9 protein-coding genes are annotated in these 12784 nt (G+C 61.5%); 2 read left to right on the top strand and 7 right to left on the bottom strand.

Features of this window, described 5'->3' with window-relative positions; all coding sequences use genetic code 11:
* Nucleotides 1–57 precede the first annotated feature (57 nt).
* Complete coding sequence (locus NDJ82_RS16370) at nucleotides 58–1671, top strand: NAD(P)/FAD-dependent oxidoreductase (protein ID WP_099583318.1); 1614 nt, start codon at nucleotides 58–60, stop codon at nucleotides 1669–1671.
* A gap of 62 nt (nucleotides 1672–1733) precedes the next feature.
* Here the strand turns inward: NDJ82_RS16370 and NDJ82_RS16365 are convergent, their stop codons facing one another.
* Nucleotides 1734–2828 carry a PLP-dependent cysteine synthase family protein gene (locus NDJ82_RS16365; protein ID WP_250925865.1) on the bottom strand — a complete coding sequence of 365 codons (1095 nt, stop codon included), beginning with the start codon at nucleotides 2826–2828 and terminating at the stop codon, nucleotides 1734–1736.
* Between the two features lie 216 nt (nucleotides 2829–3044).
* Here NDJ82_RS16365 and nhaA point away from each other — a divergent pair, with 216 nt between their 5' ends.
* Nucleotides 3045–4220: a Na+/H+ antiporter NhaA gene (gene nhaA / locus NDJ82_RS16360; RefSeq protein ID WP_099583320.1), complete on the top strand. Its 1176-nt coding sequence runs from the start codon at nucleotides 3045–3047 to the stop codon at nucleotides 4218–4220.
* A gap of 75 nt (nucleotides 4221–4295) precedes the next feature.
* Here the strand turns inward: nhaA and NDJ82_RS16355 are convergent, their stop codons facing one another.
* From NDJ82_RS16355 to dinG, 6 genes are all read right to left on the bottom strand, one after another.
* The gene (locus NDJ82_RS16355; protein ID WP_003189251.1) at nucleotides 4296–4760 is read right to left on the bottom strand and encodes an outer membrane lipoprotein; all 465 of its coding nucleotides are present in this window, start codon (nucleotides 4758–4760) and stop codon (nucleotides 4296–4298) included.
* 264 nt (nucleotides 4761–5024) lie between these two features.
* Nucleotides 5025–5672 (bottom strand): pyridoxamine 5'-phosphate oxidase, encoded by a 648-nt coding sequence (gene pdxH / locus NDJ82_RS16350; RefSeq protein ID WP_158876264.1) that lies wholly within the window; start codon nucleotides 5670–5672, stop codon nucleotides 5025–5027.
* A 27-nt stretch (nucleotides 5673–5699) separates the two neighbouring features.
* Complete coding sequence (locus NDJ82_RS16345; protein ID WP_250925864.1) at nucleotides 5700–6869, bottom strand: OmpA family protein; 1170 nt, start codon at nucleotides 6867–6869, stop codon at nucleotides 5700–5702.
* A gap of 143 nt (nucleotides 6870–7012) precedes the next feature.
* Nucleotides 7013–8158, bottom strand: a complete 1146-nt coding sequence (locus NDJ82_RS16340) for a serine hydrolase domain-containing protein (protein ID WP_250925863.1) — start codon at nucleotides 8156–8158, stop codon at nucleotides 7013–7015.
* An 82-nt stretch (nucleotides 8159–8240) separates the two neighbouring features.
* Nucleotides 8241–10538 carry a beta-galactosidase gene (locus tag NDJ82_RS16335; RefSeq protein ID WP_250925862.1) on the bottom strand — a complete coding sequence of 766 codons (2298 nt, stop codon included), beginning with the start codon at nucleotides 10536–10538 and terminating at the stop codon, nucleotides 8241–8243.
* Nucleotides 10539–10626: 88 nt separating this feature from the next.
* Entirely contained in the window at nucleotides 10627–12771 is a 2145-nt protein-coding gene (gene dinG, locus NDJ82_RS16330) for an ATP-dependent DNA helicase DinG (protein ID WP_099583324.1), read from the bottom strand.
* Nucleotides 12772–12784 lie beyond the last annotated feature (13 nt).

The raw sequence follows: 12784 nt of genomic DNA, 5'->3' as shown, positions 1-12784 counted from the left end.
TAATCGCCGGTTTGCAAAACCGCCGGCCTCACCGAACGCCGCACACCGGATCCTGTCATGTTACGAATCACCGAACTCAAGCTGCCCATCGACCATCCCGAAGAAGACCTGCGGCCTGCCATCTTGCAGCGCCTGGGCATCGCCAGTGATGACCTGCTCGATTTCACCCTGTTCAAACGCAGCTACGACGCCCGTAAGAAGACGTCGGAGCTGTGCTTCATTTACACCATCGACCTGGACGTGAAGGGTGAAGCCGCCCTCCTGCTCAAGTTTGCCGATGACCGCAACGTCAACCCGGCGCCGGACATCAGCTACAAGGTTGTCGGCCAGGCCCCCGAAGGTTTGGTTGAGCGGCCGATCGTCGTCGGTTTTGGCCCGTGCGGCATCTTCGCCGGGCTGCTGCTGGCGCAAATGGGCTTCAAGCCGATCATCCTCGAACGCGGCAAGGAAGTGCGCCAGCGCACCAAGGACACCTGGGGCCTGTGGCGCAAAAGCGTGCTCAACCCCGAGTCCAACGTGCAGTTTGGTGAAGGCGGCGCCGGCACCTTTTCCGACGGCAAACTCTATAGCCAGATCAAGGATCCGAAATTCCACGGCCGCAAAGTGCTGCACGAATTCGTCAAGGCCGGCGCGCCGGAAGAAATCCTCTACGTCAGCAAACCGCATATCGGTACATTCCGCCTGACCGGCGTGGTGGAAAACATGCGCGAGCAGATCATCGCCCTCGGCGGTGAAGTGCGCTTTGAACAACGCGTGACGGACGTGTTGATCGAAGACGGCCAACTGAACGGCGTGGTGGTGGATGGCGGCGAGCAGATCCTGTCCAGGCACGTGATCCTGGCCCTGGGCCATAGCGCCCGCGACACCTTCCGCATGCTCCACGGCCGCGGCGTGTACATGGAAGCCAAGCCGTTCTCGGTGGGCTTTCGCATCGAGCACCCGCAGTCGCTGATCGACGCTGCGCGGCTGGGCAAATACGCCGGGCACCCGAAGCTGGGCGCCGCCGATTACAAACTGGTGCACCACGCAAAGAATGGCCGCTCGGTCTACAGCTTCTGCATGTGCCCCGGCGGCACCGTGGTGGCAGCCACCTCCGAGCCGAACCGCGTCGTGACCAACGGCATGAGCCAGTACTCGCGTAACGAGCGCAATGCCAACTCCGGCATCGTGGTGGGGATCACGCCGGAAGTGGATTACCCAGGTGGCCCACTCGCAGGTATCGAGTTGCAGGAACGCCTGGAATCCCACGCCTACATCCTCGGCGGCAGCAACTACGAGGCGCCGGCACAGCTGGTGGGTGATTTCATCGCCGGCAAGCCGTCCACCGCCATCGGCAGTGTGGAACCGTCCTACAAACCGGGCGTGTCCTTGGGCGATCTCGCACTGGCGCTGCCGGAATTTGCTATTGAAGCTATCCGCGAAGCGTTGCCAGCCTTTGAAAAGCAGATCAAGGGCTACTCGTTGCACGACGCCGTCTTGACCGGCATCGAAACCCGCACCTCATCACCGCTGCGGATTACCCGTGACGAATCGATGCAGAGCTTGAATGTGAAGGGTCTGTTCCCGGCCGGCGAAGGCGCCGGTTATGCCGGTGGGATTCTGTCGGCAGGCGTTGATGGGATTCGGATCGCCGAAGCGTTGGCGCGGGATATGCTCGGCATCCAGGCCTGAGAACAGCGCAAATTGAATGTGGGAGGGGTAAGCCCCTCTTCCACATTCGGGTCAACGTCGGGTCAGATATTTGCGCGCAAGACGCTGGCCGGCAACGGTTCGCCCCGCTCCACACTGGCCGCAACGGCCGCCATCAACCCGTCCAACTCATACCCCTGCCCTGCCAACCATGCCTGGTCGTAATAGGTCGTGGCGTATCGCTCCCCGCCGTCGCACAAGATCGCCACGATAGAACCCGACTCCCCCTCAGCCTTCATCTGCTGCGCCGCCATCAGTGCACCCACCAGGTTGGTCCCGCTGGAACCACCGACTCGCCGACCCAGCCGCTCGGCCAGGTAATGCATGGCTGCCAGTGACAGCGCGTCCGGGACCTTGACCATCGCATCGATCACCTTCGGCAAGAACGACGCCTCGACCCGTGGCCGGCCAATGCCTTCGATGCGCGAACCGCAATCGAGGCGCAGGCTGGCATCACCCGTCTGGTAATAGTCAAAAAACACTGAACGCTCGGCATCGGCGCACAGCACGCGGGTGCAGTGCTGGCGATAGCGCACGTAGCGGCCCAGTGTCGCCGTGGTGCCGCCGGTGCCGGGGCTGGAAATCAGCCAGCTCGGCTCGGGATGCTGCTCAAAGCGCATCTGCTGGAAGATCGACTCGGCGATGTTGTTGTTCGCGCGCCAGTCAGTAGCGCGTTCGGCGTAGGTGAACTGGTCCATGAAGTGGCCGCCACTTTCCTGCGCAAGGCGTTCGGATTCGGCGTAAATCTGCGTCGGATCCTGCACCAAATGGCTCTTGCCGCCATAGAAAGCAATCTGCGCGATTTTTTCCTGGGAGGTAGTGGCGGGCATCACCGCGATAAACGGCAGGCCCAGCAGCCGTGCGAAGTAAGCTTCGGAGATCGCCGTGGAACCGCTGGAGGCCTCGATCACCGGTGCTCCGGGCTTGAGCCAGCCGTTGCACAGCGCATACAGAAACAGCGAGCGGGCCAGCCGGTGTTTCAGGCTGCCGGTGGGATGGCTCGACTCGTCCTTGAAGTACAACTCGATACCGGGCAACCCCGGCAGCGGCAAGGGGATCAGGTGGGTGTCAGCGCTGCGCTGGAAGTCTGCTTCGATGATACGAATGGCTTCGCGAGCCCAAGGACGATGGTCACTCATGGTGGGTTTCTCTAAGGATTTCCAGGCCAATATTAGGATCTTTCCTACACTCGACACAGATACAGTAACGACTCAATTGGACACACAATTCCCGGCCCCTGACGCAACGCTGAACCCGACCATTGCTTATAACAAATAAGAATATAACTTTTGTTTTAACAACTAACGGTACGGGTTAGGGTACCCACCTATTGAATCCGGATTGGAGAGCATCCCTTGGCTCTGCGTAGCACTTTCACCCGTTTCTTCCAGCTGGAAGCCGCCAGCGGTCTGTTGTTGATCGCCGCTGCGGCCCTGGCACTGATCATCAACAACTCACCGTTGTCGCACCTGTACGGCGCATTTCTCGACGTGCCCGTGGTGGCGCAGATCGGCGCGTTGAAAATCGACAAGCCGGCCTTGTTGTGGATCAACGATGGCCTGATGGCGCTGTTCTTCCTGTTGATCGGCCTGGAGGTCAAGCGCGAGCTGCTTGACGGCCATCTGTCCAAGCCATCGCAAGTGGTACTGCCCGGCGCTGCTGCTATCGGCGGTATGGTGGTGCCGGCGCTGATCTACTGGGCGATCAACAAGGACTTCCCGAGCGCCCTCTCGGGCTGGGCGATCCCGATGGCCACCGACATTGCCTTCGCCCTGGGCGTGTTGGCGCTGCTGGGCAAACGCGTGCCGGTGTCGCTGAAGCTGTTCCTGATGACACTGGCCATCATCGATGACCTCGGTGCAATCATCGTGATCGCTGTGTTCTATTCCGCCGATTTGTCCGGCGCAGCGCTGGCAGGCGCAGGCGCGTGCCTGGTGGCCTTGATCGCGATGAACCGCCTCGGCGTGATCAAGCTCTGGGCCTACCTGATCGTCGGCCTGATCCTGTGGGTCTGTGTACTCAAGAGTGGCGTGCACGCCACGCTGGCCGGCGTGACGCTGGCGTTCTGCATCCCGATGCGCACCAAGAACGCCGAACCCTCGCCGCTGCTGACCCTCGAACACGCCCTGCACCCATGGGTGGCTTACGGCATCCTGCCGCTGTTCGCCTTTGCCAACGCCGGCGTATCCCTCACCGGTGTCAGCCTGGAAAGCTTCACCCATCACGTGCCCATGGGTATTGCCGCGGGCCTGTTGATCGGCAAGACCGTCGGTGTGTTCGGCCTCACCTGGCTGGCCATCAAGACCGGCCTCGCAGCACTGCCAAGTGGTGCGAGCTGGGGCCAGGTCTTTGGTGTGGCAATCCTGTGCGGCATCGGCTTCACCATGAGCCTGTTTGTCGGCTCCCTGGCGTTTGTACCAGGCGTCAGCGAGTTTGCCGGCGAGGATCGCATGGGGATTCTGACCGGGTCGATATTGGCGGCATGTATCGGGTATATGGTGACGGCGATGGCGAGTCGCAAGAAAGCCTGACCCCCCTGAACAACGCCCACAAAAAACCCCAACCGGTCACCCGGCTGGGGTTTTTCTTTGCCTGCTGCTTACCGCTTAACGGGTAACGCGGCTAGTACCATCCACCGTCATGATCCGCACGCGGTCGCCAATGCGGAAGATTTCATTCTCCTGCACGGCCTGCACGTAGGCGCGCATGCTGCCGTCGTCTTCGCGAACGGTGATTTCCACGCCTTGGGTGCGGGTCAGGCCTTCTTCGGTGGCCGAACCCAACAGGCCGCCGGCGACTGCACCGATCACCGCAGTGACAATGCTGCCACGGCCGCCGCCGATGGCGCTGCCGCCAACACCGCCGATGACTGCGCCGGCAGCGCCGCCGATTGGGGTCTTGGTGCCTTCGATTTTCACCGGACGCAGAGATTCGATGGTGCCCATGCGCACGGTCTGTACACGACGCGCTTCATCACGGGAATACGAATCGCCGGTCAAACTTGAGGCGCAGCCACCCAGCAGCAGCGACAGGGTGGTAAAGCAGGCAACCAGTAAAACGGACTTACGCATAGCATCAACTCCAAAGGACAGGTGTTCATTAGACGCTGCGGCTTGGCGCCTGTCACGGCAAGCACCACAGAAAACTGCTTTCATTCAGCCTGAGTACAGACTGCACACACCACAAAACTCGACAAACGGTAGCTCAGTTTTTGCGCCAACAGATGTCATGACGGTTTCATCATTGTAGCCGGGCAGCCGCATGCGACCGAAGTCTCTCCCATAGAGACGTCGGTGCTGCGAACAACATTCAGGTGAGGTGACGAAAGGTGCCGCTCAGGGTGCCAGGCGCTCGCGGGCCCACTCGGTCCCTTGCAGGCGGTAATTCAGGCGGTCATGCAGGCGGCTGGCGCGACCTTGCCAGAACTCGATACGCTCCGGCAGCAGACGGTAGCCACCCCAATGCTCGGGGCAGTCGGGCTGGGTATCGCTGAAACGCTGTTCGGTGGCCTTGAGCAGCTCTTGCAGTTCTGCACGGTCACGAATGACCTGGCTCTGCGGGGAGGCCCAGGCGCCCAGGCGGCTGCCCAAAGGCCGGACCTGATAATACGCGTCCGACTCCTCAGGCGTGACCTTGACCACCCGCCCTTCGATGCGCACCTGGCGCTCAAGGGTCGGCCAGAAAAACGTCATGGCTGCGAACGGCCGCGCCGCGAGCTGTTGACCCTTGGCGCTCTGATAGTTGGTGAAGAAGGTAAAGCCCTGCGCATCCAGGCCCTTGAGCAATAGGATGCGGCAGTGCGGGCGACCGTCCTGGTCGACCGTTGCCAGGGTCATGGCATTGGCTTCCACCGGTGGCTGCTCGGTTTTCACCGCGTCGGCAAACCACTGGTGGAACAACGCAAACGGCTCGTCCGGGGCCTGGGCCTCGCTCAAACCGTCCCGTGTGTAGTCACGGCGCATATCGGCCAGTGCCTGGGTCATGCGGCTTTATCCTTCTGGTTCAGCGAATCAGTTTTTGGCCTGGTCGTTCGCCGGTGCAGCAGCCTTGGCTTTGGCCGGAGCCGCTTTCTTGGCCGCTGGCTTGGCCGGCGCCTTTTTAGCGGCTGGCTTGGCGGCAGCTTTCTTGGCGGCCGGGGCTTTTTTCGCCGGTGCTTTGGCAGCAGGAGCCGGTGCAGGTACGTTCTGTACCGCAACCATTTCAGCCACAGGCGGCGTCTTGCCCGAGTTGTACTTGCTCAGCAGCGCCAACATAGTTGTACGCTGAGTGAACATAATTTCCATGCGACGGTTCAGCGCACGGCCCTGGGTGCTGTCGTTGGCGGCACGTGGCATCAGGTCACCCATGCCACGCAGCATCAGTCGATCCTGCTTCAAGCCGCTGAGGCTGAAAATCGAAGCGATCGACTGTGCGCGTTCCTTGCTCAACGCCTGGCTCGCCGGGGCGGTGCCGGTGGCGTCTACGTGACCAAGAACCAGCACGGCGGTCTTGGGATCGGCTTCAACAGCCTTGGCAACACGTGTGAACGGGCCAAGGGTAACCGGCAGCAGCATGGCTGGACGTTTCGGGTTGTAGGAGCCATCAACCGGGGCAATCACGACGAGCACGTTGTCGCGACGTTCCAGTTGCAGGTTGCTGTCCTTGATGGCGGCGCGCAGGCGCGGCTCATAGTCGTCCAACCAGGCCTGGGTGATTTTCGGATCAGGCATCGGCACGTTGGTCACGTCGACCTTGGACAATGGCTTGGGTTTGCTTTCGAACGGCCACCACCAATGGGTTTCGCTGTCAGTCTTGGCAACGGCTGGCGCAGCGGCAGGTGCCGGAGTGGCGGCCTTGAGGTCGGCTTTCAGGTCTGCAGCCTTGGCATCGGCAGCTTTTTCGTCGGCGCTTTTGGAGGAGAACGGCCACCAGCTGGAGCCAGTGTCAGCCTTGGCTGCCGGAGCAGATGCGGGTGCAGGTGCAGGTGCAGGTGCAGCAGCCGCTACAGGTGCGGCAGTCTTGGCGCCAGCAGCAGGCTTGGCATCTGGCTTGGCGTCGGTTTGGGTCACTGCGTCCTTGGTAGCGGCCTTATCAGATCCAAATGACCACCAATGCCCACCCTCGGCATCATTCTGTGGAGTTTGTGCGCAGCCGGTAATGGTGAGGCAAAGCGCCAGTGCCAAGGACTTGTTCGATAACATGAGATATCCACAAAATGAGAAAAGAAACGGGGGTCTGGATGACCCGTTAAACAGACGCTTACAGAACTTTAAAGTTACAAAATTTCGTTCAGCGCCTTCTTATAGTTGCCTTTGTAACAAAAAAACGTGAAACAGCAAGGGGTTTACAGACAACCGGCCAATATTCCGACCAACTTCTGTGCACGGGGGTCCATAAGTACATAAGGCCCCAATGTATTAGTCACGAAACCAAACGCTACATCATGCTCAGGATCGGCAAAACCGACCGAGCCGCCAGCGCCCGGGTGCCCGAAAGCCCGTGGGCCCAGGCCAAACGTGGCGTTGGGCAACTGCGGTTGATCCAACATGCAGCCCAGGCCAAAACGAGTTTGTGTCAATAATGTTTTATCCAAACCGATACTGTGTTCACGGGTCAACTCTTCGAGCATGTCGGCTTCCAACAAACTACCGTCCAACAACCCACTGTAAAAACCCGCCAGACTGCGTGCATTACCGTGACCATTAGCCGCGGGCTGCTGCATGCGTCGCCATTCAGGTTTATTAGTACTGGTCAGAATAGACGGTGGGTTGGCAAATGCCCGTGTAGTCATGGCGGTGGGCTCACGCATCATTACTTGCAGTAACCGTTGCGCGGACTCATCGCCCATATTGCCTTTGCTGCGTGCAATATGGGCAACACGATAAAACTCTTCGTCTGCCAGGCCCACATGAAAGTCCAGGCCCAACGGCCTTGCAACCCGCGCCACAATCGACTCACCCGGCCCACGCCCATCGGCCCGACGCAGCAATTCGCCGACCAACCAACCGTAGGTAATCGCTTCGTAGCCATGGCCCTGGCCTGGCGTCCACCAAGGTGCTTCGGCAGCCAGGGTGTCGACCATCAATTGCCAGTCGTACAGGGCTTCGGTGGGCAGCATTTCGCGGATCGCCGGCAAACCGGCCTGATGGCAGAGCAACTGGCGCAGCGTGATGTTTTCCTTGCCGGCAGCGGCAAATTCCGGCCAATACCTGGCCACGGGAGCGTCCAACTGCAACTTGCCCTCGGCCACCAGTTGCAGGGCCGTGACGGCGGTGAAGGTCTTGGTGCAGGAGAACAGGTTGACGATGGTGTCGCTGTGCCAGGCCTCGGCGCCGTCCTTGTCCGCCGTACCCGCCCACAGGTCGACGACGGTTTCGCCGCCGATCTGGATGCAGAGCCCGGCACCACGCTCCTGCGGGTCATCGAACAGCGCGGCAAACGCTTCACGTACCGCTTCGAACTGGAGTTCGTAATGACCCTGAATCTGCACGTAAGCCGCCTCGAAAAACACCATGGAAAGTGGCCGACATTGTTCCAGCCCTTGTGGCTTTTGTGAACCCGTCAGCCCTCAATCAGTGACCGTTTCCGGCGTGCCCACCAGCATGCCCGGCGCCCTGCCCCGCGCCTTTGCCGTCATGCCCAGATTTACCGCCTTCGCCTTCACGGACCGCGCCGGCCGCCTTGGCCTTCTCTGCTTCCTTGCCCAGTTGTTCTACCGTCGCCAGGTTGCTTTTACGCACGCTGTCGACAAACCCCTGGTAAGGCACATCGGTGATGCCCACCAGGCCGAAGTGGCCGTTTTCACCGTCCAGCAAACGGCCGGTCACCGGCTGGTCCAGGTACTGGAACCAGTGCACGCCGACAATCGACGGCTCGGCCATGGCCTGCTTGAGGAAGTTGGCGTACGCCGCAGCGCGATCTTCTTCCCTGGCCAACTGGGTCACACCGCCCCAGAACGGGCCACGGTCGGCAGAGCCAAAGTTGAATTCAGTGATCAGCACCGGTTTATCCAGTGCGCGCAACGCGGCGAAGTCGTAACCGTCCTGGGGCTTGAGGGTGTACATGTTGAAACTCAGCACATCGCAATACTGCGCGCACGACGCCACAGCTTCCGGAGTGCTCACCGCATAACGACCGCCCAGCAGCAACTGGTTCGGCGCGTGCCATTTGAGGGAGTCGGAGATGGTCTTGAAGTAGGCATCGGCGAAGGTTTTCTGGAAGTATTTGAAGTCCGCCTCGATTTCCGGGTGCTCCGGGTTTGGCATGGGTGGCTCGAAACCTGGGTCTTCCATCAGCTCCCAACCCGCCAATTCGATGCCCCACGCTTTCGACAGGCCATCTTCGTTGCGGTACTTGTCCCGAAGTTGCTTGAGGAACGCACGTTTGGCCGGAACGTCAGTGGTCATGCGCAGCGTGCCGTAGGCCAAGGCGTAACGGGATTTCGGATCATCACCCGGCCCGGCCCAGGCCAGTTCGTTATCGGCAAAGAAGCCGATCAACCAAGGGTCGTCACGGTGATCGCGGGCGGCGATGGCCACGGCACGCTCGGTGGCCATGGCGAAGCGCGGGTCGAACGGATCGGGCATGCCGCCCCACCAGTCCGTGCCGGTGCTGATGCTGGCGTAATCGCCGACGATCGACAGCGGCAAGGTGTACGGCACACGGTCGGCGCGGGCCAATTCTGCATCGCTCCAGTTGCCAACGGTGTTGAAACCCCAGGCTTGCAGACGATCAAGGGTGTGGGTCACCCAACGCTTCTGGTCGAAGCCTTCGCCGCCGTAAGCGCGCTGCAGGTTGGCACCGTAGAAATCGTACCAACGCCCGGCACCGAAGCTGCGACCTTCACCGGCGCCGTTGCCAGTGCGGTTATCGCCGCTGCCGTAATACTTGTCCAAAGGTTCACCGGCCTTGGGCAACGCCGCGAACATCCATTCGCGGCCCGCCACATAGGTCTGGCTGTTGTCGGCAGCCACGGTATTGACGCCCAAGGAATAGAACGGATGCCCCTCCGGCGTCACCAGATACCAGCGGCCGTCACGCTTTTCGGTGTGGAAAAAACCGCTGGCCTTGAATACAGGGCCTTTGTTCCAGCCGCCAAACCGGTCCAATGCGGATTTATCCCGCGCAGCCAGCCAACCCTGGAGCTGGGCTTGCTCCTTGGCGGCGGCGGCCTTGAGTTGCTCGTCGCTGCTGATTTTCTCCGGCCAGCGCGCACGGGTGGATTGCCCGTACGTGTCCACCAGCTCGCTGTAGGCAGCCTTCAACACCGGCTCACTGTCCTGCACGCCAAAGCGCTCCAGCAGAATGCTTTGGGCCGCATTGGGCTTGATCATCGACAGCGTCACCGAAACCACTTGGCTGCGGTCGATTTCCCCCGCGCTGCCGGCCAGCAATACGCGTTGGCCGTCCACGGTGATCGGCATCGGCGGGCCGGCCTTCATGCCCTGGCTCAGTGGCGTGTTGGCTTGCAGCGGGATCAGCAGGGTCTGCGCCGGGCCGGCCGGCAGGTCGATGCGGCTGACCAAGGTCTTGCCGTCACTGCTCTGCACCTTGACGTAGAGGGTCAGCGCCCAGTCCATGGCGCTCTGGATACGCAGGCTCATGGCGCCGGACTGCGACCAATCCCACACGCCGGTCTGCGGGCTGAGCACCAGGCTGGGTTCGGCAGCCGGGTTGAACGTGATGCGGCGCAACACCTCACCTTCAGGGGTTTGCTCGGCGTTGTATTGCGGCAGGCTGGCGTCCTGGGTCGCCACCTTGACCACATCGGCAGGCCGGACGAAGTTGAACAGGGTTTGTTGCCCGGCAGGCGCGGCCATCAAGGGCGCAGTGAACAGCAGGGCAAAAAGGGCGGGCAGCGTGCGAATCATACGAGCAAGGTTCTCCCAAACGGCCGGTGAATGGCCTGATGACATTGATGAGATAGACCACGAAGTGGGCGAATCCGCCCACGGTGGCTTAAGAAATTTCGCGCCGGAACGGCGGTAAAGCATTGAGGATAGCTTTACCGTAGCGCTGGGTGACCAAACGACGGTCGAGCAAGGTGATGGTGCCCCGGTCTTCTTCGGTACGCAGCAAGCGCCCGCAGGCCTGCACCAGCTTCAGGGAAGCATCCGGCACGGAGATTTCCATGAACGGGTTACCGCCCCGGGCTTCGATCCATTCGGCCAACGCGGCCTCCACCGGATCATCCGGTACCGAGAACGGGATCTTGGCGATCACCACGTGCTCGCAGTACGCGCCCGGCAAGTCGACACCCTCGGCAAAGCTCGCCAGGCCGAACAGTACGCTGGAGTCGCCGCCATCGACGCGCGCCTTGTGCTTGTTCAGGGTTTCCTGCTTGGACAGGTTGCCCTGGATAAACACTTGCTTGCGCCAGTCGCGGTCGAGGCCGTCGAACACGTCCTGCATCTGCTTGCGCGAGGAGAACAGCACCAGCGTGCCCCGGGAGCCTTCGACCAGGCCCGGCAAGTCACGAATGATCGCCGCAGTGTGGGCCGGCGCGTCACGCGGATCGGCCTTGAGGTCCGGTACCCGCAACACACCGGCGTCGGCGTGGTGGAACGGGCTCGGCACCACGGCGGTGACGGCTTTTTTCGGCAGCCCGGCACGCATGCGGAAGCGGTCGAAAGTGCCCAGGGCGGTCAGCGTGGCCGAGGTCACCAGGCAGCCGTAGGCCACGTTCCACAGGTTGCGCCGCAGCATTTCGGCGGCAAGGATCGGGCTGGCGTTGACCTCGATATCAAACAGCGCGCCGCTTTCCGACAAGGTCAGCCAACGCGCCATGGGCGGGTTGTCTTCCGGGTCTTCGACGGTAAACGCAGTCCACAGCTCCCAGTTGCCCTGGGAACGGGACAACAGGCTGCCGAACAGCGGGTACCACTCCTCGGCCTGGTTGCTGGCGATGCCGATATTGACCTCGCCATCCATGCCTTCCTTGAGCAGATCCGTGAGACGGGTGAACAGGTCGGTCAGGCGTGAAAAGCCCTTCTTCAGCTCAATGCCCATTTCGCGCATATGCTCGGGGATCATCCCGCCGACAAAGCGGTGTCGAGGGCGTTCACGGCCTTCAACATCTTCGCCGGGCTTGAAGTCGGCAACCTGTTCGCAGGCGCTGAACATGAACTGCTGCTGGGTCTTGATCTCCCGCGCCAGCTCTGGCACCTGCTCGATCAGCTTGCCCAGGTCACCGGGCAACGGGTGCTGGGCCAGCAATTTGGTGAGGTTCTTCGCGGTGGACTCCAACCAGTCGGCGGTGGAGCGCAGGCGCGTGTAGTGGGCGAAGTGGCCGATGGCCTTGTCGGGCAGGTGATGCCCTTCGTCGAACACATAGAGCGTGTCGCGGGGGTCCGGCAACACAGCGCCGCCGCCCAGGGCCAGGTCGGCCAGGACCATGTCGTGGTTGGTGACGATTACGTCGACCTTGCCCATGCCCTCGCGTGCCTTGTAGAAGGCGCATTGGCCGAAGTTCGGGCAATGGCGGTTGGTGCACTGGCTATGGTCGGTGGTCAGGCGCGCCCAGTCGGCGTCTTCCAGGGCGGTGGGCCAGCTGTCGCGGTCGCCGTCCCATTTATTGCCGGCGAGTTTCTCGATCATGCTGGTAAACAGCTTCTGGCTGACTTCATCAACCTCAATCTTGAAGCCTTCTTCTTCGAACAGCGACGCCGTGGCCGTCTGCGCGTGGCCTTCCTGCAACAACACGTCGAGCTTGGACAGGCACATGTAGCGACCGCGGCCCTTGGCCAGGGCGAACGTGAAGTTCAGGCCGCTGTTGCGCATCAGATCAGGCAGGTCTTTGTAGACGATCTGCTCTTGCAGGGCGACGGTGGCGGTGGCGATCACCAGGCGTTTGCCCGCGGCCTTGGCGGTAGGGATCGCAGCCAGGCTGTAGGCCACGGTCTTGCCGGTACCGGTGCCGGCTTCGACGGCCACGACCGCCGGGTCACCCTCGCGGCGACCTTCGTCGTCGGTGTCGATATCCCCGAGGACCTTGGCAACTTCGGCGATCATCAGGCGTTGGCCATAGCGCGGTTTCAGGCTCTTGGCTTCGAGAAAACGCGAGTAGGCGCCCTGGATCGTGGTTTTGAGTTCAGTGCTGATCATGGATAGTCGGGCG

Origin of the sequence: Pseudomonas sp. SR18 (assembly GCF_023701505.1) — a bacterium.
In the GTDB taxonomy this organism is placed as follows: Bacteria; Pseudomonadota; Gammaproteobacteria; order Pseudomonadales; family Pseudomonadaceae; genus Aquipseudomonas; species Aquipseudomonas cyclaminis.
This window is presented reverse-complemented; position numbering and strand designations above follow the sequence as displayed.

Coding starts and splice junctions, on each gene's coding strand:
- NDJ82_RS16370 (WP_099583318.1), top strand. CDS start 58: ATGTTACGAATCACCGAACTCAAGCTGCCCATCGACCATCCCGAAGAA.
- NDJ82_RS16355 (WP_003189251.1), bottom strand. CDS start 4,760: ATGCGTAAGTCCGTTTTACTGGTTGCCTGCTTTACCACCCTGTCGCTG.
- NDJ82_RS16365 (WP_250925865.1), bottom strand. CDS start 2,828: ATGAGTGACCATCGTCCTTGGGCTCGCGAAGCCATTCGTATCATCGAA.
- pdxH (WP_158876264.1), bottom strand. CDS start 5,672: ATGACCCAGGCACTGGCCGATATGCGCCGTGACTACACACGGGACGGT.
- dinG (WP_099583324.1), bottom strand. CDS start 12,771: ATGATCAGCACTGAACTCAAAACCACGATCCAGGGCGCCTACTCGCGT.
- NDJ82_RS16345 (WP_250925864.1), bottom strand. CDS start 6,869: ATGTTATCGAACAAGTCCTTGGCACTGGCGCTTTGCCTCACCATTACC.
- NDJ82_RS16335 (WP_250925862.1), bottom strand. CDS start 10,538: ATGATTCGCACGCTGCCCGCCCTTTTTGCCCTGCTGTTCACTGCGCCC.